The organism is Streptomyces sp. NPDC003691 (assembly GCF_053981115.1).
This window is the reverse complement of record NZ_JBSFNQ010000002.1, coordinates 60,615-80,303: the sequence shown is the minus strand read 5'-3', so window position 1 is coordinate 80,303 and position 19,689 is coordinate 60,615. Positions and strand designations below refer to the sequence as shown.

Here is a 19,689-nt window from a genome sequence, read left to right as displayed (position 1 = left end):
CGCTCTGCGGTGTGTGATCCTTCCTGTCATGGCTGATACTGCTCACCGGCACCGCGTCCTGAGAATCGGCGGCACCCTGCTGGGAACCGCCCTCGCCGTCGCCGTCCTGCCCGGCCTCGACATCCGGCAGCACGGCATCGTCTTTCTGTCCGTACTGCTCCCGGGCCTGTGGCTGGCCATCCTCAACCAGTTCATCCATGTCTATCCCAGCTCCCTGCGCGGCGCCCCGCCCGGCGCCGTGCTGGCGCTCGGCCTGGTGGGGATCGTCCAGGAGATCCTCCAGCTCTGGCTGATCATCTGGATCGGAGAGCAGATGGGCATAGGGCTGACCGCCGACTCCTGGCGCGATGTCGTCCTCGGCGGGATCATCATCCGGGTGGCGACGCTCCTCGCCCTCGTCCCCGTACCGCGGGCCGCCACGGCCTGACCCCCGGCCGGAGGCCGTGGGCCCGGGGTGAGTGCGCTCAGAGCATCCGGTACACGTCGCGCCGGTGACCGACCTCGACCAGCAGGACGACGAGTTCCCCGTCGTCGACGGTGTAGGCGACGCGGTAGTCGCCGACCCTCAGGCGGTAGAGGCTGTCGTGTCACGCCTCCCCCGCCAGCCCCCGCACCACCCCCGCCGCCTCCGCCATCACCCGGTCCACCAGCTCCGCGCAGCTCGGCAGGTCGCCGATCACCCCGGCCACCTGGCCCGCCGCCATCACCCCCAGATCGGTCCGCCCCTCCACCATCGCCGCCCGCAGCAGCACCGGAGTGTTCGCGGCCATCAGGACCTGGCTCCAGGACAGCTCCCGGCCGTGCCGCAGGGCCCGTCCGTCGCGGACCATCGTCCGCCAGGAGAGCCCCGACAGCCGCCGGAACGCCGCCGCGTGGCGAACCGCCCGGGACAGGGTCCGCGCCCGGCCGTGCCGTTCCAGCGACTCGACCAGGGGGGTGCGGAGCATCCGGTGCGGCAGCCCGTCCACCGCCCGGGTGACCGTCACGTCCCGCACCTCCGCCGCCAGATAGCGCGCCTTCACCGCCGCCGGCACCGTCGAGTCCGACGTCAGCAGGAACCGGGTGCCCATCGCGATCCCGGCCGCGCCCAGCGCCAGCGCCGCCACCAGCCCCCGGCCGTCGCGGAAACCCCCCGCGGCGACCACCGGGATCCCCACCGCGTCCACGATCTGCGGCACCAGCACGGTCGTGGCGACCTCCCCGGTATGCCCGCCGCCCTCGCCACCCTGCACGATCACCGCGTCCGCGCCCCACTCCGCCACCTTCTCCGCATGGCGGCGGGCCCCCACCGACGGGATCACCACCACGCCCGCGTCCTTGAGTTCGGCGATCAGGTCCCGCGACGGCGCCAGGGCGAAGGAGGCCACCCGTACCCCCTCGTCGACCAGGATCCGCACCCGCTCCCGGGCGTCCGCCGCGTCCGCGCGCAGATTCACCCCGAACGGCGCGTCCGTCCGCGTCCGCACCTCCCGGACCGCCGCCCGCAGGCCGCCGGGCGACATCGTGGCCGAGCCGAGGATCCCCAGCGCGCCCGCGTTCGCCGCGGCCGACACCAGCCGCGGCCCGGCGACCCAGCCCATCCCCGGCTGGACCACCGGATGACGCACGCCCGTCAGCCGGGTGAACGCGGTCTCCATGACCACCGCGCCCGTCATACGTCCGTCTCCGTGACCGCCGGGCCCATCTCACGCCCCGCCTCCCCGGCCACCGCGCCCGTCATCCGCCCGCCTCCCCGGCCACCGCGCCCGTCATCCGTCCGGCACCTCGCGCTCCCGACGCCCCGCCGGGTCCAGCCGCTCCCGGATCAGCCGCAGCTCCCCGGGCGTCGGCTCCCGGGTCTCCGGGACACCGTCCGCCGGGACCGCCAGCGGAAAGCCGGTGGCCTCCCGTACCGCCGCCACCGGCACACCCGGGTGCACCGACACCAGCCGCATCGACCGGTCGGGGGTGGCGAAGTCGAACACCCCGAGGTCGGACACGACCCGCGGGATCCGGTGGAAGCGGGCCGCACTCGGCCCGGCCGCCGCGACCCGGTCGTATCCCACCCCGCACACCAGGTCGACCCGCTCGACGAACACCCGCCGGGCATGCCGGGGCACCCAGTAGCTGACCGGGTGGTTGATGCTGTTCACCGGCGCTCCCCGTACCCCGAGCAACTGCCGGTCCGGCCGCTCCCACTCCCCGATGCAGGAGATGTTCTGGTTGCCGTGCCGGTCGAGCTGGCTCGCGCCCATCATCACGTGCCGCCGCCCGCCGGTGACCATCGTCAGATGGCGGCGGTACGGCAGCCAGCCCTCGGGCTCCCCGTCCGGCCCGACCAGCAGCGCCTCCCCGTCCGTCAGCAGCAGGTCCGGCGCGAAGGTGAGCCGGGCCAGCCGGGCCCCGAGGGAGGGGACCAGCCCCATGGGGCTCGCCAGCACCTCGCCGCCGTCCCGCCATGCCTCCGCGCAGGCGACGACGCAGTACTCGGCCCGGGTCACCGCCCCCGTACCGCTCATCGCGACTCCTCCCGCCACGCCTCGACGGCCGCCCGGTACGCCTTCTCGTCCCCGTCGAGGAACCGTCCGGCGAACTCCTCCCAGGGCGTGGTGGCGTACATCCGCAGAAACGCCTCGTCGCGGTCGTAGCCGGGGGCGCAGGACGTGAAGTGCGCGCCGTTCGGGGCCTCCACCACACCGGTGACCGTGTGCCGGGAGACCAGCAGCCGCTGCGGCGGGATCCCGGCGAAGCCGTCCACCAGGCTCTCGCAGGAGACGTAGGCGGTCTCCGCGGCCTCGCAGAACAGATCGTCGAAGTACGGGTCGGGGCCCAGATAGCAGGCGTTGCCCCGCCGGTCGGCGTGGTCGAGGTGGACCAGGGCCGCGTCCATCCGCAGCGCGGGCACCGCGACGAACTCCTCACCGTCCGGGTACGGGGAACGGACCGTCCGCAGCTCCGGATTGACCCGCAGCACATCCGAACCGAGTCCGGCCCGCAGCGGCAGGAACGGCAGCCGGTTGGCCGCGGCCGTCAGCCCCCAGAGGAACATCGCCTCGTCGATCTCCGTCAGCGCGAGGCCGCCGCTCTCCCGGGCGGCCCGGTAGTGGGGTTCCAGGGGCACCGAGTCCAGCGTGACGAACGCGGTCACCAGCTTCCGGATCCGGCCCGCGGCCGCCAGCAGGCCCACATCGGGGCCGCCGTACGAGACCACCGTCAGATCGGTCACCTCCGACCGCAGCAGCGCCCGGACCAACGCCATCGGCTTGCGGCGCGCGCCCCAGCCGCCGATCCCGACGGTCATTCCGCTGCGCAGCCCGCGGATCGCGTCGTCGGCCGACATCACCTTGTCGCTCATGCCCCGCCGTCCTTCCCGAAGGTGTCGCGGACCCGGTCCCCGGCGCCGCTCAGCGCCGCCTCGAAGGTGAAGCCCTGCTCGAAGCGGTAGCTGCGGCGTACGTCGACCGGGTCGATGCCGTTGATGGCGGCCTTCGCGAGCCGGATCAGGGCGGCGTCCTTACGGGCGATGTCCACCGCCAGCTCCAGGGCCGCGGCGGCCAGTTCCCCGCGCGGGACGACCCGCCAGACCGAGCCGTGGCGGTGCAGCTCCCCGGCGGTGACGGTGGCCGAGGTGTAGTAGAGGGCGCGCATCAGATGCGGCGGCACCAGCCGGGCCAGATGGGTCGCGGCGCCCAGGGCGCCCCGGTCCAGCTCGGGAAGGCCGAAGAAGGCGTCGTCGGCGGCGACGATGGCGTCCGCGTTGCCGGCCAGCCCGACGCCGCCGCCCAGACAGTGGCCGCCGACCGCGGCGACGACCGGCACCTCGCACTCGTACACCGCGGCGAACGCCTCCGCGCAGCCCCGGTTGGCGCCGAGCAGTGCGGTCCGGGGGCCGCCGTCGCGCCCGTCGCGCTGCAACTCCCTGATGTCGACGCCCGCGTTGAAGCCGCGGCCCTCGGCGGCCAGCACCACGCAGCGCACTCCGGGATCGCGCCCGGCGGCGCGGACCGCGCGGGCCAGGTCGTACCAGCCCTGTACGGGCAGGGCGTTGACGGGCGGATAGGCGGCCGTGACAACGCGTACGCCGTCGGCCGGGTCCGTCGTCCGGTCCGTGGTGGAGACACCCATGACAGGATCAGCTACCTTTCCACCAAACGTTTGTTAGGTCAGGAAGGTAGCAGCGGATGCGGCTGGACGGGAGGGTCACGGTGGTCACCGGCGGCACCCGCGGAGTGGGCGCGGGCATCGCCCGGGCCTTCCTGCGGGCGGGCTCCGCGGTGGTGGTCTGTGCCCGGCGGCCGCCCGAAACCCCGGTGGACGGCGCGCTCTTCCTCCCCCTCGACCTGCGGGACGCGGCCGCGGTGGAGGAGTTCTTCGCCGGGGTCGTACGGCGGTACGGACGGCTCGACACTCTGGTCAACAACGCGGGCGGCACCCCGTACCGGCCGCTCGCCGAGGGCGGGGCGGCCCGGCACGCCCGGGTCCTCGACCTCAATCTCACGGCCCCGCTGACCGCGAGCCTCGCGGCGTACGGGCCGCTGCGGGCGGCCGGGGGCTCGGTGCTGATGATCGGCAGCGTCAGCGGGGACCGGCCGTCGCCGGGTTCGGCGGCCTACGGGGCGGCGAAGGCGGGTCTGGCGAGCCTGGCCCGGTCGATGGCGGTCGAATGGGCGCCGGAGGTACGAGTGAACACCCTGGTCCTCGGGATGGTCAGAACCGAACTGTCGGCCCTCCACTACGGCGACGAGCGGGGCATCGCCGCGGTGGGCCGCACGGTCCCGCTGGGGCGGCTCGCGGAACCCGCCGACGTGGGGGAGGCGGCGGTGTTCCTGGCGTCGGACCGGGCGGCGTACATCAGCGGGGCGTCGCTGCACGTCCACGGCGGCGGCGAACGCCCGGCGTTCCTGACCGCCGCCACCGTCGACCGGACGAAGGGGACATGAGATGACGGGCATCTGCACGGGCCGGGTCGTGGTGGTGACCGGAGCGGGCCGGGGACTGGGCCGGGCCCATGCGCTCGCCTTTGCCGCCGAGGGGGCGAAGGTCGTGGTCAACGACCTGGGCGCGGGCCCCGACGGCGCGGGCGCCTCGGCCGGCCCGGCCGCGGACGTGGTCGCCGAGATCCGTGCGGGCGGCGGGTCCGCAGTCCCGCACGGCGGCGACATCGCCACCGCCGAGGGTGCCGCCTCCCTGATCGCGACCGCGCTGGACCGCTACGGACGGCTCGACACCCTGGTCAACAACGCGGGGTTCGTCCGGGACCGGATGCTGGTCAATCTCACCGAGGACGACTTCGACGCGGTGGTACGGGTCCATCTCAAGGGCCATTTCCTGCCGCTGCGCGCGGCGGCGGCCCACTGGCGCGCCGAGGCCAAAGCGGGCCGCCCCGCCGAGGCGCGGGTGGTCAACACCACCTCGGGCGCGGGGCTGCTGGGCAGCGTCGGCCAGGCGAACTACGCGGCGGCCAAGGCGGGCATCGTCGGTCTGACCCTGGTCGCGGCGGCCGAACTGGCCCGCTACGGCGTCCTGGTCAACGCGATCGCGCCCGCCGCCCGCACCCGCATGACGGAGACGGCCTTTGCGGACCTGACCGCCCTGCCGGAGGACGTATCGCCGCTGGTGGTCTGGCTCGGCTCGGCGGAGAGCACGGGCGTCACGGGCCGGATCCTCGAAGCGGAGGCGGGCCGCCTGACCGTGATGAACGGCTGGCACCCGGGCCCCACCTCCATGACCCCCACCCGCCGCACCCCGTCCGCCGCGGGCCGCACCCTCCGCACCCTGTTGTCGACGGCGGAGGCACCGGGGGCGGTGTACGGGGCGGGGTGAGCGCTCAGCCGCGCGCTTGCGGCGCCCGGGGCTCCGCGCGCTCCCACAGCTCCTCGGCGTGCTCGGTGAAGCGGTCGAACATACCGCCGCCGCTGCGGCGGCGCAGGTGCAGCAGCGGCGAGTCATGGCCCACCAGCCGGGCCAGATGCGGAGTGACCAGCGCTTCGGCGTCGAAACGGAAGACGGACAGCCCCACATGGCTGACGGCGTCCAGGGGCGCGGACACCCGGGTCTCCAGACCGGCGACCGGGCCGATGCGGTCCAGATGCTCCAGGGTGGTCCGGATCCGCGTCGAGACGGAGAGCGCCACGTCCTCGACGGTCTCGCGCTGCCGGGTCACCTCGCCGTCCGGATCACCGACCAGGAACCGGACGCGGCATCCGGCATCCGCCTTGCGGCGCACGGTGTCCGCGAAGTGCGGCACCTGCGTCCAGAAGAAGTAGTTGGTGTAGCCGCCGAGGAAGAGATCACCGGTCGCCGCCTCGACCAGCTCGGCCCAGACCGTCGACGGACATGCGGACCGGTAGGGGTAGGTGTGGACCAGCTCCCGGTCGGAACCGGTCTTCACACGATCCTGAACTGCCTTCGGCCACACCATCGTCTCGTCCACTCCCAACGCTCGGCAGGCGTCCGCGCGATTTCTCGCGTGCGGGATCAGCTCGGCATTCCCCAGCCATCGTTCCACCTGCTTCGGGGATACCCCCGCCCGGAGTGCCAACTGCCGCGGGGAGAGGCCCGCGTCACGCATCGCCGACTGCAGAGCGGTGTTCACCGTCAACCCCCTGTCGGAAGCCTTTTGGGCCGTTTCCGAACCTAGCCGGGCAGGGCCCGGACGTCCCCGGAACGAGAGGGGATACGTCCGGAAGGGTGGTCCAGGCTGCCGTCATGAGCCAGAACGACGAGCCCGCCACCGCTCGTACGATGCCGGGACTCCCCGAACCCTCTCCGTTCCGGATCCGGGTCTCCCGTGACTCGGGCCGCACCTGGGGCCCCTGGGAGACCGTCCGGGCGGGCGACGAGAGACCGGCCACGCTGCTCCTCACCCATGCCTGGCCGCCGTGCCGCTGCCCCCGCTGCGCCACCCGGCCGGACCGCTAGACCGCCGCCTCCAGCAGGGCCGCGATCTCCGCGTGGCCCGTCTCGTACTCGTCGCCCGCGATCGGGACGCCGTCCCGGAGGACCTCCACCACCACCGTCTCGCCGTGCTCTGCCGGTTCCCGGCGGACCGTCGTCTCCACCGGGCCCTCGTAACGGCCGGCGAGTGCGGTGCGCAGTTCCGCCGTCAGGTCGCGGTCGCGGCGGGCGCGGGCCTCGGCGAGGGCCGCCGGGCGGCCCGGGGCGGCGTGGTCGAGGAGGGCGCGGACGGTGGGGATCGAGCCGCGGGCGGCCGCGGCGACCAGGGGGAGGCCGCCGTCGGGGACGGACCGGGACGGGTCGGCCCCGTGTTCCAGCAGGATCCGGACCACGGGGGCGTGGCCGTTGCGGACCGCCCAGGACAGCGGGGTGGAACCCCACGGTTCGGCGCGGTCCGGGTCCGCGCCCGCCGCCAGCAGGGCCCGCACCACCTCGGCGAATCCATGGACGGCCGCGCCGCAGAGCGGGAGTTCGCCGTCACCGCTCGGCCGGTCCGGATCGGCGCCCGCCGCCAGCAGCTGCCGGACGAGCCCGGTGCCGCCGTCGAATACGGCCGCCAGATACAGCGCGGTCGTGCCGTCCTCGTCGGTGGCCTCGGCCGCCGCCCCCGCCGCCAGCAGCCGGGCGACCTCGCCGGAATCGCCCCCGTACACCGCCGTGATCAGTTCCGTCATGCGCCGAGGCTACGAGACCGGCGTCAGGTGTCGCATTCGAGAATCGTCCGGCAGAGCCCGCAGCGCGCCCGGACCCGGCCGCCGACCGGCAGCCGGATGCGCTGATGGCAGGTGGGGCAGGGGAAGGAGACCCGCATCCCGCCGTCCGCCGCATGCTCGAAGGCGTACGCGCCGGACCCGGCCCCCGCCCCGGACGGCGGGTGGTCGCGCGCGAACTGCCGGTCCCGCGCGTAGCGGCGGCGGCCGAGCAGACCCGCGGCGGACAGCGGGGGTCTGCGGACGTCGCGCCGCGCCTGGTCCCGGCCGCGGGTCCAGGCCGTGTAGCCCTGCGGGGAGGTGAACCACGGCGACGGGTCCTCGTCGAAGACCGCGGCCCGTTTGGCGAGGACGTACCCGAACTCCTCCGGGGTGAGATAGCCGAGTTTCTGCCGGGACACCGCGTCCTCGCGGAACGCGTCCAGCAGCAGCCAGCCCGCGCCCAGATAGGTGGTCACGGTGTCCGTGAGGATCTCGTTGTCCCCGGTGTCCGGGAAGGCCAGCCCCAGCCGGTGCAGCAGCACATGGGTGATCTCGTGGGCCAGCGCCGCGCCGACGTCCCGGCGGTGGTCGCGGAAACGGTTGTTCAGCTCGATGAAGTACTCCGGGCCCGCGGTGAGTTCCACGCTGGCCGCGAACTCCATCTCGCGGAAGCTGATGATCATCCGGGCGTCCGGGAGGTGCAGATGCCGTACCAGGGCCCGGGCGATCCGCTGGGCCCCCGGATGGAGGTCCTCGGCGGGGGAGAAGGCGACGTCCGCCGGGAGCACGCTGGGGGCGTAGCGCGCCAGGGCCTCGGGGGAGAGTCTGCGGTGCAGCGCGGTGATCGCCGCGCGCACGGTGTCGAGATGGGGGAACCCGCGGAGTACCGCGTCGGTGCCCCCGCCCCTGCTGCCCGGGCCGTTCCTCGTCACCACGTTCCGTACCCCCTGTACGACGCCGGGACGCCCGCAATCCACTGTACGGCGCGGCCCCGGGCGGCCTCGCGCCGTGCACCGGCCCGGCGGCCGGTCTCCGCCCCGCCGGGCCCGGTGTCGTACGCATCCGGGCCACCGATCCCGGCCGTACCCGGCGGCCTGGCCGAAAAGCGCTCCTTGTGGCACCCGGTGAAGGCTGTCCATAATCCGGTCAGGTCTTGTCGGGACCATGACACGTCTGGCGCCCCGGTGCCGGTCCCGTCAGGGCACCCTCCCCGGCCAACCCCCCACGAAAGGCTGTCCCTTGAAGCTCCTCCGTACGCTCAAGAGAGTCGTCGCGGCCGGTGCCGTCGCCCTCGCCGCCCTCAGCCTCACGCCCGCGTCCGCCTTCGCCGCGCCCCCGCCCGTCGTCGGCGGCGTCCGGGCCGCCCAGGGCGAGTTCCCCTTCATGGTCCGGCTCTCCATGGGCTGCGGGGGCTCCCTGCTCACCCAGCAGATCGTGCTGACCGCCGCGCACTGCGTCGGCCCCACCGGCAACAACACCAGCATCACCGCCACCGCGGGAGTCGTGGACCTCCAGAGCCCCAGCGCGGTCAAGGTCCGCTCCACCAAGATCTACCGGGCCCCCGGCTACAACGGCACCGGCAAGGACTGGGCGCTCATCAAGCTGGCCCAGCCCATCAACCTGCCCACGCTGAAGATCGCCGAGACGGCGGCGTACAACAACGGCACCTTCCAGGTCGCCGGCTGGGGCGCGGCCCGTGAGGGCGGCGCGCAGCAGCGCTATCTGCTGAAGGCCCAGGTCCCGTTCGTCTCCGACGCCTCGTGCCGGCAGGCGTACCCCGGCCTGGTGGCGGCCGAGGAGATCTGCGCCGGGCTGCCCCAGGGCGGTGTCGACACCTGCCAGGGCGACTCCGGCGGTCCCATGTTCCGCCGGGACGCCGCCAACGAGTGGGTCCAGGTCGGCATCGTGAGCTGGGGCGAGGGCTGCGCCCGGCCCAACCTGCCCGGCGTCTACGCCGAGGTGTCGACCTTCGCCGCCCAGATCAAGGCCGCGGCGGCGACTCTGTAGGCGCTGTCCGGAACCGGCCCGGCGCCCCTACGCCGGGCCGGCCGCGGCGCGCCACGGGGCGGGCGGTGCTCCTCCGGGAGCCCGCCCGCCCCGCTCGTGCGCCGGGTCCGGTTCGGCCGGGCCCGGGACACGGGCCCGTACCGCTGCCGGAGCCGGGCCCGCCCGCGCCGGCGCGCCTGCCCGCGCCCCACCCCGCCCCACCGGGTCCGGCCCCGCCCCGTGTCCGCCCGGCAGCCCGCACCCCCCGCCGCCTTCCGTCCGGACCCTGAACACCCCGGACCGCCCCCGCCCGGCCCCGCGTAAGCTCGACGACCATGACCACCAGCGAGATCGACGAGAACGTCCGGGCCGAACTGGACCGCCTGCGGGGAAGCATCGACAACATCGACGCGGCCGTCGTCCATATGCTGGCCGAGCGCTTCAAGTGCACCCAGCAGGTCGGCCTGCTCAAGGCCCGCCACCAGCTGCCCCCCGCCGACCCGGCCCGCGAGGCCCGTCAGATCGAGCGTCTCCGCGAACTCGCCGAGTCGGCCAAGCTGGACCCGGGCTTCGCCGAGAAGCTGCTGAATTTCATCATCGCCGAGGTCATCCGCCACCACGAGCAGCTCGCCGGCGAACCGGCGGAGAGCGGTTCCGCACCCTCCGGGCCGGCCCACGAGTAACCGGCCCGGGCGACCCGAAATCGGGCAAACCGGAACCCGGGCAAACCCGCCCGCCCCGCCGGAGGCATGGCACCCGGTGCCGTGCGCTCAGAGCGCAACCCCCACCCCGTGTGCGAACCGCCCCCCATCAGGCAGCATGGCCTCCATGCCCGTACTGACGCGTGACGAAGCACAGAACCGAGCCCGCCTCCTCGACGTCCACCGGTACACGATCGGTCTCGACCTGACCGCACGTGCCGACGTATCCGGGGTATCCGGTACGGGGCAGGAGCCGGGCACGGGCGGCGGCGGAGGCACGGAGCGGGACGAGCTGTTCGGGTCGCGGACCGTCATACGGTTCACCGCCCGGACCGCCGGGGACACCTTCGTCGAGCTGAAACCGGCCGTCCTGCGCTCCATCACCCTCGACGGGGAGCCCCTCGACCCCGCCGCGCTCGACGACAACCGCTATCCGCTGCCCGGCCTCGCCGCCGGGGAGCACGAGCTGGTCGTCGAGGCCGAGATGCGCTACTCCCGCACCGGCGAGGGCATGCACCGCTTCACCGACCCCAGCGACGGCGAGACGTACGTCTACACCCAGCTCTTCCTGGACGACGTACAGCGCGTCTTCGCGGCCTTCGACCAGCCCGACCTCAAGGCCGTCTTCGAGGTGGCCGTCACCGCCCCCGAACGCTGGACCGTCCTCGGCAACGGCATCGCCACCCACACCGGCGACGGCGTCTGGACCTGCGCCCCCACCCCGCCGATCGCCACCTATCTCGTCGCCGTCGCCGCCGGCCCCTGGCACTCGGTCCGCACCGAGCACGCCGGGCTGCCCTTCGGACTGCACTGCCGCCGCTCCCTCGCCGAGCACCTCGACACCGACGCCGACGAGCTCTTCGAGATCACCCGCCAGTGCTATGACCGGTACCACGAGAAGTTCGAGGAGCCGTACCCCTTCGACTCGTACGACCAGGCCTTCGTCCCCGAGTTCAACGCGGGCGCCATGGAGAACCCCGGCCTGGTCACCTTCCGCGACGAGTTCGTCTTCCGCTCCGCGGTCACCGACACCGAGCGGCAGACCCGGGCCATGGTCGTCGCGCACGAGATGGCGCATATGTGGTTCGGCGATCTGGTGACGCTGACCTGGTGGGACGACATCTGGCTCAACGAGTCCTTCGCCGAGTACATGGGCTACCAGACCCTCACCGAAGCCACCCGCTTCACCGACACCTGGACCGACTTCGCGGCCAACCGCAAGCGCTGGGGGTACGAGGCCGACCAGCGGCCCACCACCCACCCCGTCGCCCCCGACGCCGAGGCCGTCCCCGACACCGCCTCCGCGCTGCTCAACTTCGACGGCATCTCCTACGCCAAGGGCGCCTCCGCGCTGCGCCAGCTCGTGGCCTGGATGGGCGAGAAGGACTTCCTCGCCGGGATCAACCTCCACTTCGCCCGCCACCGCTTCGGCAACGCCACCCTCGCCGATTTCATCGACTCCCTCTCCCGGGCCACCGAACGCGATGTCCACGCCTGGGCCGAGTCCTGGCTCCGCACCAGCGGCGTCGACACCCTGCGGCCCGCCGTCACCGACGCGGGCGGCAGCTGGACGCTGGACATCGCCCGCGACGGCAGCCGTCCGCACCGGGTCGCGGTCGCCGCGTACGACACCGACCCGGTCGACGCGACGCGGCTCGTCCCCCGCGACCGCTTCGACGTCGACGTGCCCGAGGGCGGCACCCCGGACGAGCCCCGCACGGGCCGCCGGCCCTCCCTCGTCGTCCTCAACGAGAACGACACCACCTACGCCAAGATCCGCTTCGACGCCGTCTCCTGGGAGACCGTACGGACCGCGCTCTCCTGTCTGCCCGATCCGCTGACCCGCGCCGTCGTCTGGAACGCGGCCCGCGACATGGTCCGCGACGGCGAACTGGCCCCCGCCGCCTATCTGGAGACCGCCCGCGCCCATCTCCCCCGGGAGACCGATCTCGCGGTGGTCCAGAGCGTGCTCGCCTTCTGCCGGGGCGAGATCGCCGACAGACTGCTGCCCGCGGGGGAGCGCGGCGCCGCGCTCGCCACGATCCGCGCGGTCTGCCGTGACGTCCTGCGCCGCACCGAGGACGGCAGCGACAGCGGACTCCGGCTGATCGCCGTCCGGCAGATGATCGACGCCACCTCCCAGCCCGAGACCATCCGGGAGTGGCTGAGCGACGGCTCCGTCACCGGCGGCCCCGAACTCGACCCCGAGCTGCGGTGGCGGATCCTGCACCGGCTCTCGGTACTGGGCGCCGTCGACGAGCCGGCGATCGAAGCGGAGCTGGCCGCCGACCCCAGCGCCACCGGCCGGGAAGGCGCCGCCCGCTGCCGCGCCGCACTGCCGGCCGCCGAGGCCAAGGCCGCCGCCTGGGAGCTGCTCTTCGGCTCGGACACCCTCTCGAACTACCTCTTCACCGCGGTCGCCCAGGGCTTCTGGCACCCGGAGCAGGACGAGCTGGTACGGGAGTACGTGCCCCGGTTCTTCGAGGACGCCGTCGGGCTCGCGGCCCGCCGCGGCCCCGCCCTGGCCGCCGCCGCGAGCCGCCACGCCTTCCCGGCACACGCGGTGTCCGAGGAGACCCTCGCCCTCGGCGAGACCGCGCTCGCCGGTCCTTCGGTGACCCCCGCGCTCCGCCGCGGCCTCGCCGACCAGCTCGACGACCTGCGCCGCGCCCTGACGGTCCGCGCCGCGACGGAGGGCGCCGCGGTCTGACACCCGCCGCGGCCCCGCGGGGCGCCCGGCCCGGCGCCCCCGGGGCGAGCCCCGTGGAGAGCCCGACGCCCCACGCGCCCGGACGCCGCCGGGGCGCGTGTCGTGTGCGGCGCGGCGCGGGGTGCGCCCCGGCAACCAGTCGGCTTCCCGGTCGTTGAGCACGTCGGTGTCCCCGTCCCCCGGGGCGCCGACGACCCGAGGAGCCGCGCCGTGTCCGAGCCGTACGAGCCGTACGAGCCGTACGAGCCGTACGTGGCGTACGAGCCGGAGAGCGCGCCCGCGCCCGGGGAGCCGGCCCGGGCGGGAGCGCCGTACGAGCCGGGGGAGCGGAGCGGCCCGCGGTCACCCGGCCCCGGCACCACCGCCCCGCCCGGGCCGGACGGGCTGCGGCCGCTCGTCGACACCGTGCTCAACGCCCTCGGCGCCGGGGCCGCGAGCCGGGGCGGACCCTTCCCCCCGGGCGGCCCCGAACGGGTCGGCGCCGTACTGCGGCACGCCCTCGGGGACCCCCTCCCCGAGCACGGCACCGGCGCCCACGAGGCGCTCACCACCCTCGTCCGCGCGGTCGCCCACGGCTCCGCCGACCCCGGGCACCCGCTCTGCGCCGCCCATCTCCACACCGCCCCCCTCGCGCTCGCCGTCGCCGCCGATCTCGCGACCGCCGTCCTCAACCCCTCCCTGGACTCCTGGGACCAGGCACCCGCCGCCTCCGAACTGGAGGCCGCCGTCACCGCCGCCCTCGCCGCCCTGGTCTTCCCCGGCGCCGCGCACCCGGACGCCGTGGTCACCACCGGCGGCACCGAGTCCAACCAGCTGGGCCTGCTGCTGGCCCGGGAGCGGCACGGCGCCGTACGCGTGCTCTGCGGGACCGCCGCCCACCACTCCGTACGCCGGGCCGCCTGGCTCACCGGACTGCCCGAGCCGCTCCCCGTACCGGGCCCCGGCGGACTGCTCGACCCGGCCGAACTGGACGCCGCCCTCAGCACGATCCCCGGCCCCCGGCTCGTCGTCGCCACCGCCGGCACCACCGGCACCGGCGCGATCGACCCGCTGCCCGCAGTCGCCGACCTCTGCGCCCGGCACGGCGCCGCGCTCCACACCGACGCCGCCTACGGGGGCGCGCTGCTCCTCAGCGACCGCCACCGCGACCGGCTCGCCGGGCTCGACCGCTCCGACTCGGTCGCGCTCGACCTCCACAAACTGGGCTGGCAGCCCGTCGCCGCGGGCCTGTTCGCCGTACGCGACCGGGACCGCCTCGCCCCCCTCGCGGTGACCGCCGACTACCTCAACCCCGAGGACGACACCGAGGCCGGACTGCCCGACCTCCTCGGCCGCTCCCTGCGCACCACCCGGCGCCCCGACATCCTCAAGATCGCGGTCACCCTCCGGGCCCTCGGCCGCACCGGGCTCGGCGCGCTCGTGGACCGTACCGTCGCGCTCGCCGCGGAGTTCGCCCGGCTGATCGCCGCCCGGCCCGGCCTGGAACTCCTGGCCGACCCCGCCCTCACCACCGTCGTCTTCCGGCCCGCCGGCGCGAGCGACGACGAGGTCGCCGGGATCCGCCGGACCCTGCTCGCCGAGGGCACCGCCGTCCTGGGCCGGACCCGCGCCGAGGGCCGCCTCTGGCTCAAGGCCACCCTCCTCAACCCCCGCACCACCCCGCGCGATCTGACCGAACTGATCGCCCTCGTGGAAGGCAGCACCCGCCGATGACCGCTCAGCCCGCCCCCGACCGGCAGCACCCCGCCCTCGACCTGGCGGGCATCGGCATCGGCCCCGCCAACCTCTCCCTCGCCGCGCTCGCCGACGGCGTCCCCGGCGGTCTGGACACCGCCTTCTACGAACAGCGCCCCCACTTCGGCTGGCACTCCGGGCTGCTCATCGAGGGCACCACACTCCAGGTGCCGTTCCTCGCCGACCTCGTCACCCTCGCCGACCCCGCCAGCCCCTGGAGCTTCCTCAGCTTCCTCCGCGCCCGCGACCGGCTCTTCCCCTTCTACGTCGCCGAACGGTTCCACGTCCACCGCGCCGAGTACGACGCCTACTGCCGCTGGGTGGCCGGCGCACTGCCCACCCTCCACTTCGGCCACCATGTCGACGCCGTCCGCTGGAATCCCGAACACGACCTGTTCGAGATCGACTTCACCCGGACCGGCGCCGACGGCGAAGCGACCGCCGCCGGCCGGACCCATGCCCGTTCCGTCGCCGTCGGCATCGGCACCGAACCGTACGTCCCCGAACCGCTGCGCCCGCTGGTGGCGGCGCCGACCGTGCCCGTCGTCCACTCCGCCGACTATCTGAGCCACCGCGAGACGCTCCTCGCCGCGGAGCACATCACGGTCGTCGGCGCCGGCCAGTCCGGTGCGGAGGTCTTTCTCGACCTGCTCAGATCCCGGCCCGAGGGCCGGGAACGGCTGCACTGGATCGCCAGGACCGAGGCGTTCTCGCCGATGGAGTACTCCAAGCTCGGCCTGGAGCACTTCACCCCCGACTACACCCGCTACTTCCACGGTCTGCCGCAGGAGGTCCGCGACGGGCTGGTGCCCCGCCAGTGGCAGCTGCACAAGGGGATCGACGCGGGCACCCTGGCCGCCGTCCACGACGAGCTGTACCGCCGCTCCCTGCACGGCACCTGGCCGGACGCCGTCCTCACCCCGGGAGTCCGGGTCCGTACCGCGGGCCGGGTCGCCACCACCCGCGTCGAACTCCACCTGGAGCACGTCCAGCAGGGCACCCGCTCCCGGCTCACCACCGACGCCGTGGTCCTCGCCACCGGCTACCGCGAACGGCCGCTCGCCCGGGTACTGGCCGGGCTCGACCCGTATCTGCGGCGGGACACCGCCGGGCGGCCCCGGATCGACGAGGACTTCCGGCTGGTCCTGGACCCGTCGGTGACCGGGGCGGTGTACGTGCAGAACGCGGAGACCCACACCCACGGCGTCGGCGCCCCCGACCTCGGCCTCACCGCCTGGCGCAGCGCGAGCATCCTCAACGCGCTCACCGGCCGGGAGCCCTACCCGCTGCCGCGCCGGACCGCGTTCACCAGCTTCGGGCTGGAGCGGCGCGAGGCGCCCCGGATCCCGGGCCAGGGGCAGCGGCTCACCCCGCTCGCCCAGATCTGAGCCCAGTTCTGAGCCCGGTTCTGAGCCCGGGGCGGCCCGGCCCGGCCCGGAGCCGCCCCCCTGCCCCCGCCGCCTCCGGCCCGGCCCCGGGGCGTCTGTCCGGGCACAGGGCCCCGGGCCGTCGCGGGCCCGCCCGTCGGTGCCGGATGGGAGAGTTGGGGTACGCCGTCCCGGAGCGCGCGCCGCGCGCCGTACCGAAGGAGCCCGCCCCATGACCGAGGTGTCCCCCGCGCCCTTCCAGCCGTACGGCACCCCCGAGGCGCCGCGGATCGCCGTCTGCGGCGAGGCCCGGCTGGAAGTAGACCCCGAGATCGCCCGGTTCACGGTCGCCGTCCGGGCCCGCGGCGCCGACCGGCGCGCCGCCCTGGACGATCTGATCCGGCGCAACCAGGCCGCCCTGGACCTGCTGCGGTCGTACGGCGAAGCGGTCGAGAAGCTGGAGACCGGAATGCTCTCGGTCACCCCCGAACTCACCCGGCGCGGCCGGGGCGAAGGGGTGCGGACGTACCACGGTGTGGTCCATATCGAGGCGGAGGTGGCCGACTTCACGGTCATCGGCGAGCTGACCGGCCGGCTGGCCGATCTGGAGCTGACCGCCGTCAACGGACTGTGGTGGGCGCTGCGGCCGGACTCGCCCGCGTACGGTGCCGCCCGGCGGCAGGCGGTGCTGGAGGCGGTCAAGCGGGCCCGGGAGTACGCCGAGGCACTGGGTGCCCGTCCGGTCGCCCTGCTGGAGCTGGCCGACGAGGGAGCGGACCACGCCCATCCGTACGAGGCCGGACCGGTCTCCGCTCGCGCCGCCGGCGGCTACGCCCTGGCCGAGGCCGCTCCCGAACTGGACCTCGAACCCCGCCGGCAGACCGTCCACGCCCGGGTGAACGCCCGCTTCGTGATCACTCCGCCCGCCCTGTGACCTCCCGCGGAGCGCCCCCACCCGGCTGCCGCGCGGCCTGCCACGGAGCGCCGCCGCCCGCCCGGTGACCTCCCGCGCCGGGCCGCGGGGGCTCCCGCCGGGCCGGGCCGGAGCCCCGCCGTACCCCTCGCCTTCCGCTCATCGGAGCAGCCCCCCGCACACTTCTCCCGGTGTCAATACCCTTTAACGCAAAGATTGTTGAGTAGTCATCCGGACGACCGTCGCTACCCATCGGTACGGCGTAGGGTCGGGCGCATGCGCCGAGCAAAGATCGTTTGTACTCTGGGCCCAGCCACCGACTCCTACGACCGGATCAAGGACCTGGTCGAGGCCGGAATGGATGTGGCCCGCCTCAACCTCAGCCACGGCTCGTACGCCGAGCACGAGGAGCGTTACCACCGCGTCCGCAAGGCGTCCGACGAGACGGGACGCAGTGTGGGGATCCTGGTCGACCTCCAGGGACCGAAGATCCGGCTCGGCCGGTTCCAGGAGGGCCCCGTACTGCTGGAGCGCGGTGACGAGTTCACCATCACCGTCGAGGAGACCCACGGCGACCGGCACCTCTGCGGCACCACCTACGCCGGGCTGGCGGGCGATGTCACCCCCGGCGAGCGCATCCTCGTCGACGACGGCAAGGTCGCCCTGGAGGTGACCTCGGTCGACGGCCCCCGGGTCCGCACCACCGTCGTCGAGGGCGGCATGGTCTCCGACAACAAGGGGCTCAACCTCCCCGGTGTCGCCGTCTCCGTGCCCGCGCTCTCCGAGAAGGACATCGACGACCTGCGCTGGGCGCTGCGCACCGGTGCCGATGTCATCGCCCTCTCCTTCGTCCGCAGCGGCCGGGACATCGAGGACGTGCACCGGATCATGGACGAGGAGGGCCGCCGTCTCCCGGTGATCGCCAAGGTCGAGAAGCCGCAGGCGGTCGAGAACATCGAGGAGATCGTCGCCGCCTTCGACGGCATCATGGTGGCCCGTGGCGACCTCGGTGTCGAAATGCCCCTGGAGCAGGTCCCGATCGTCCAGAAGCGGGCCGTGAAGCTGGCGAAGCGGAACGCCAAGCCGGTGATCGTCGCCACCCAGATGCTGGACTCGATGATCGACAGCTCCCGGCCGACCCGCGCCGAGGCGTCCGACGTGGCCAATGCCGTCATCGACGGTACGGACGCGGTGATGCTCTCCGGCGAGACCAGCGTCGGCAAGTACCCGGTGGAGACCGTCCGGACGATGAGCCGGATCGTCGCGGCGGCCGAGGAGGACGTCCTCGCCAAGGGCCTGCCCCCGCTGACCGAGCGGAACAAGCCCCGTACCCAGGGCGGCGCGGTGGCCCGTGCCGCGGCCGAGATGGGCGACTTCCTCGGGGCGAAGTTCCTGGTCGCCTTCACCCAGTCCGGAGACACGGCCCGGCGGCTCTCCCGCTACCGCTCGCCGATCCCGCTGCTCGCCTTCACCCCCGACCCGGCGACCCGTTCGCAGCTGAACCTCACCTGGGGTGTGGAGACCTTCCTCGGCCCCCGGGTGGACTCGACCGACGCGATGGTGGCCCAGGTCGACGAGGAGCTGCTGAAGATCGGCCGCTGCGAGCCCGGCGACATCGTGGTGATCACGGCGGGATCCCCGCCCGGGGTGTCCGGTTCCACCAACTTGGTCCGGGTCCACCACATCGGCGAGGCCGAGAGTCTCTGAGGGCCGCTCCCGGGTCCGCCGGAACGGCCCCGGAAACGCCGCGGGCCCCTCCGAAGAGGGGCCCCACTCGTGACCTTGGAATCAAAGTTAAAGTACCCCGGGTGGGATTCGAACCCACGCTGGATGGTGTTTGAGACCACTGCCTCTACCGCTGGGCTACCGGGGCTTCCTTGGAAACAAAGGGAAGCGAGCACCCTTTGTGCCCCAACCATACAGGAGCTGGGTAGTCTCGTGGGGAGCACCCTGCCTTGGAATGAGGAGTCCCGTTGACCGCCCCCGACCAGCCGACCCCCGGCCCCGAAGACGACACGTCGCACGTCCCGCCGCAGACCACCCGGGTGGTCATCGCGGAGGACGAGGCCCTCATCCGGCTCGACCTCAAAGAGATGCTGGAGGAGGAGGGGTACACGGTCGTCGGCGAGGCCGGGGACGGCCAGAAGGCCGTCGACCTGGCCCGTGAGCACCGCCCGGACCTCGTCATCCTCGATGTGAAGATGCCCGTGCTCGACGGGATCTCCGCGGCCGAGAAGATCGCCGGGGAGTCCATCGCCCCCGTGCTGATGCTGACCGCCTTCTCCCAGCGCGATCTGGTCGAACGGGCCCGCGACGCCGGGGCGATGGCCTATCTCGTCAAGCCGTTCAGCAAGAGCGACGTCGTCCCCGCCATCGAGATGGCGGTCTCCCGTTTCGCCGAACTGAAGGCGCTGGAGAAGGAGGTCGCCGACCTCTCCCAGCGGCTGGAGACCCGCAAGCTCGTCGACCGCGCCAAGAGCGTCCTCCAGACCGAGTACGGCCTCACCGAGCCCGCCGCCTTCCGCTGGATCCAGAAGACCTCCATGGACCGGCGGCTCTCCATGCAGCAGGTCGCCGAGGCGGTCATCGCCGACTCGGAGGAGAAGAAGGCCGCGAAGGGCCAGCAGTAGCCGGACACCGAAGGGCCCGC

19 protein-coding genes, 1 tRNA gene and 1 pseudogene are annotated in these 19,689 nt (G+C 73.9%); 12 read left to right on the top strand and 9 right to left on the bottom strand.

Translation table 11 applies throughout. The annotated features are described in order from the left end of the window. Window positions 1-28 precede the first annotated feature (28 nt). On the top strand, window positions 29-427 hold the full coding sequence (locus ACWDR0_RS01460) for a hypothetical protein (protein ID WP_456349537.1): 399 nt from the start codon (window positions 29-31) through the stop codon (window positions 425-427). Between the two features lie 37 nt (window positions 428-464). On the opposite strand, the pseudogene ACWDR0_RS01455 reads toward ACWDR0_RS01460, so the two are convergent. From ACWDR0_RS01455 to ACWDR0_RS01435, 5 genes and pseudogenes are all read right to left on the bottom strand, one after another. Further along, a pseudogene (locus tag ACWDR0_RS01455) lies at window positions 465-578 on the bottom strand (type II toxin-antitoxin system RelE family toxin); the annotation flags it as partial. Window positions 579-587: 9 nt separating this feature from the next. Beyond that, window positions 588-1,637: an NAD(P)H-dependent flavin oxidoreductase gene (locus ACWDR0_RS01450; protein WP_456349663.1), complete on the bottom strand. Its 1,050-nt coding sequence runs from the start codon at window positions 1,635-1,637 to the stop codon at window positions 588-590. Between the two features lie 111 nt (window positions 1,638-1,748). Beyond that, on the bottom strand, window positions 1,749-2,498 hold the full coding sequence (locus tag ACWDR0_RS01445; RefSeq protein ID WP_456349536.1) for a CoA-transferase subunit beta: 750 nt from the start codon (window positions 2,496-2,498) through the stop codon (window positions 1,749-1,751). Beyond that, window positions 2,495-3,334: a CoA transferase subunit A gene (locus tag ACWDR0_RS01440; RefSeq protein ID WP_456349535.1), complete on the bottom strand. Its 840-nt coding sequence runs from the start codon at window positions 3,332-3,334 to the stop codon at window positions 2,495-2,497. The genes ACWDR0_RS01445 and ACWDR0_RS01440 overlap by 4 nt, the downstream gene beginning before the upstream one ends. Next, a complete protein-coding gene (locus tag ACWDR0_RS01435) occupies window positions 3,331-4,104 on the bottom strand; it encodes an enoyl-CoA hydratase family protein (protein ID WP_456349534.1) in 774 nt (257 codons plus the stop codon). The genes ACWDR0_RS01440 and ACWDR0_RS01435 overlap by 4 nt, the downstream gene beginning before the upstream one ends. A gap of 56 nt (window positions 4,105-4,160) precedes the next feature. Here ACWDR0_RS01435 and ACWDR0_RS01430 point away from each other — a divergent pair, with 56 nt between their 5' ends. Both ACWDR0_RS01430 and ACWDR0_RS01425 read left to right on the top strand, forming a co-directional pair. Further along, window positions 4,161-4,919 (top strand): SDR family oxidoreductase, encoded by a 759-nt coding sequence (locus ACWDR0_RS01430; protein WP_456349533.1) that lies wholly within the window; start codon window positions 4,161-4,163, stop codon window positions 4,917-4,919. Window position 4,920: 1 nt separating this feature from the next. Continuing rightward, on the top strand, window positions 4,921-5,802 hold the full coding sequence (locus tag ACWDR0_RS01425) for an SDR family oxidoreductase (protein WP_456349532.1): 882 nt from the start codon (window positions 4,921-4,923) through the stop codon (window positions 5,800-5,802). A 4-nt stretch (window positions 5,803-5,806) separates the two neighbouring features. On the opposite strand, the gene ACWDR0_RS01420 is transcribed toward ACWDR0_RS01425, so the two are convergent. Beyond that, window positions 5,807-6,574, bottom strand: a complete 768-nt coding sequence (locus ACWDR0_RS01420) for an XRE family transcriptional regulator (RefSeq protein WP_456349531.1) — start codon at window positions 6,572-6,574, stop codon at window positions 5,807-5,809. A gap of 113 nt (window positions 6,575-6,687) precedes the next feature. Here ACWDR0_RS01420 and ACWDR0_RS01415 point away from each other — a divergent pair, with 113 nt between their 5' ends. Then, window positions 6,688-6,900 (top strand): hypothetical protein, encoded by a 213-nt coding sequence (locus ACWDR0_RS01415; RefSeq protein WP_456349530.1) that lies wholly within the window; start codon window positions 6,688-6,690, stop codon window positions 6,898-6,900. Here ACWDR0_RS01415 and ACWDR0_RS01410 read toward each other — a convergent pair. Next, on the bottom strand, window positions 6,897-7,610 hold the full coding sequence (locus ACWDR0_RS01410) for an ankyrin repeat domain-containing protein (protein ID WP_456349529.1): 714 nt from the start codon (window positions 7,608-7,610) through the stop codon (window positions 6,897-6,899). The genes ACWDR0_RS01415 and ACWDR0_RS01410 overlap by 4 nt on opposite strands. 23 nt (window positions 7,611-7,633) lie before the next feature. Continuing rightward, entirely contained in the window at window positions 7,634-8,560 is a 927-nt protein-coding gene (locus tag ACWDR0_RS01405) for a hypothetical protein (RefSeq protein ID WP_456349662.1), read from the bottom strand. A gap of 307 nt (window positions 8,561-8,867) precedes the next feature. On the opposite strand from ACWDR0_RS01405, the gene ACWDR0_RS01400 reads away from it, so the two are divergent. The 7 genes from ACWDR0_RS01400 (at window position 8,868) to pyk (ending at window position 18,746) form a co-directional block, all read left to right on the top strand. Next, the gene (locus tag ACWDR0_RS01400) at window positions 8,868-9,635 is read left to right on the top strand and encodes a S1 family peptidase (protein ID WP_456349528.1); all 768 of its coding nucleotides are present in this window, start codon (window positions 8,868-8,870) and stop codon (window positions 9,633-9,635) included. Window positions 9,636-9,949: 314 nt separating this feature from the next. Continuing rightward, window positions 9,950-10,297: a chorismate mutase gene (locus ACWDR0_RS01395; RefSeq protein ID WP_456349527.1), complete on the top strand. Its 348-nt coding sequence runs from the start codon at window positions 9,950-9,952 to the stop codon at window positions 10,295-10,297. Between the two features lie 145 nt (window positions 10,298-10,442). Then, a complete protein-coding gene (pepN, locus tag ACWDR0_RS01390; RefSeq protein ID WP_456349526.1) occupies window positions 10,443-13,025 on the top strand; it encodes an aminopeptidase N in 2,583 nt (860 codons plus the stop codon). Window positions 13,026-13,409: 384 nt separating this feature from the next. Further along, window positions 13,410-14,738 carry a pyridoxal phosphate-dependent decarboxylase family protein gene (locus ACWDR0_RS01385; RefSeq protein WP_456349661.1) on the top strand — a complete coding sequence of 443 codons (1,329 nt, stop codon included), beginning with the start codon at window positions 13,410-13,412 and terminating at the stop codon, window positions 14,736-14,738. Beyond that, window positions 14,735-16,147 carry a lysine N(6)-hydroxylase/L-ornithine N(5)-oxygenase family protein gene (locus ACWDR0_RS01380; RefSeq protein ID WP_456349525.1) on the top strand — a complete coding sequence of 471 codons (1,413 nt, stop codon included), beginning with the start codon at window positions 14,735-14,737 and terminating at the stop codon, window positions 16,145-16,147. The genes ACWDR0_RS01385 and ACWDR0_RS01380 overlap by 4 nt, the downstream gene beginning before the upstream one ends. 211 nt (window positions 16,148-16,358) lie before the next feature. Continuing rightward, window positions 16,359-17,060: an SIMPL domain-containing protein gene (locus tag ACWDR0_RS01375; protein ID WP_456349524.1), complete on the top strand. Its 702-nt coding sequence runs from the start codon at window positions 16,359-16,361 to the stop codon at window positions 17,058-17,060. 255 nt (window positions 17,061-17,315) lie between these two features. Continuing rightward, the gene (pyk, locus tag ACWDR0_RS01370) at window positions 17,316-18,746 is read left to right on the top strand and encodes a pyruvate kinase (protein WP_456349523.1); all 1,431 of its coding nucleotides are present in this window, start codon (window positions 17,316-17,318) and stop codon (window positions 18,744-18,746) included. Window positions 18,747-18,839: 93 nt separating this feature from the next. Here pyk and ACWDR0_RS01365 read toward each other — a convergent pair. Further along, window positions 18,840-18,912, bottom strand: a tRNA-Leu gene (locus ACWDR0_RS01365). Window positions 18,913-19,012: 100 nt separating this feature from the next. Between ACWDR0_RS01365 and ACWDR0_RS01360 the strand changes: the two genes are divergently transcribed. Beyond that, window positions 19,013-19,669 (top strand): ANTAR domain-containing response regulator, encoded by a 657-nt coding sequence (locus ACWDR0_RS01360; RefSeq protein ID WP_456349522.1) that lies wholly within the window; start codon window positions 19,013-19,015, stop codon window positions 19,667-19,669. Window positions 19,670-19,689: the final 20 nt, after the last annotated feature.

Bases quoted from the DNA above. Each gene is read 5' to 3' on its own strand.
- ACWDR0_RS01375 (WP_456349524.1), top strand. From the start codon at position 16,359: ATGACCGAGGTGTCCCCCGCGCCCTTCCAGCCGTACGGCACCCCCGAG.
- ACWDR0_RS01425 (WP_456349532.1), top strand. From the start codon at position 4,921: ATGACGGGCATCTGCACGGGCCGGGTCGTGGTGGTGACCGGAGCGGGC.
- pepN (WP_456349526.1), top strand. From the start codon at position 10,443: ATGCCCGTACTGACGCGTGACGAAGCACAGAACCGAGCCCGCCTCCTC.
- ACWDR0_RS01450 (WP_456349663.1), bottom strand. From the start codon at position 1,637: ATGGAGACCGCGTTCACCCGGCTGACGGGCGTGCGTCATCCGGTGGTC.
- ACWDR0_RS01445 (WP_456349536.1), bottom strand. From the start codon at position 2,498: ATGAGCGGTACGGGGGCGGTGACCCGGGCCGAGTACTGCGTCGTCGCC.
- ACWDR0_RS01410 (WP_456349529.1), bottom strand. From the start codon at position 7,610: ATGACGGAACTGATCACGGCGGTGTACGGGGGCGATTCCGGCGAGGTC.
- ACWDR0_RS01430 (WP_456349533.1), top strand. From the start codon at position 4,161: ATGCGGCTGGACGGGAGGGTCACGGTGGTCACCGGCGGCACCCGCGGA.
- ACWDR0_RS01440 (WP_456349535.1), bottom strand. From the start codon at position 3,334: ATGAGCGACAAGGTGATGTCGGCCGACGACGCGATCCGCGGGCTGCGC.
- ACWDR0_RS01435 (WP_456349534.1), bottom strand. From the start codon at position 4,104: ATGGGTGTCTCCACCACGGACCGGACGACGGACCCGGCCGACGGCGTA.
- ACWDR0_RS01460 (WP_456349537.1), top strand. From the start codon at position 29: ATGGCTGATACTGCTCACCGGCACCGCGTCCTGAGAATCGGCGGCACC.
- ACWDR0_RS01380 (WP_456349525.1), top strand. From the start codon at position 14,735: ATGACCGCTCAGCCCGCCCCCGACCGGCAGCACCCCGCCCTCGACCTG.
- pyk (WP_456349523.1), top strand. From the start codon at position 17,316: ATGCGCCGAGCAAAGATCGTTTGTACTCTGGGCCCAGCCACCGACTCC.
- ACWDR0_RS01415 (WP_456349530.1), top strand. From the start codon at position 6,688: ATGAGCCAGAACGACGAGCCCGCCACCGCTCGTACGATGCCGGGACTC.
- ACWDR0_RS01395 (WP_456349527.1), top strand. From the start codon at position 9,950: ATGACCACCAGCGAGATCGACGAGAACGTCCGGGCCGAACTGGACCGC.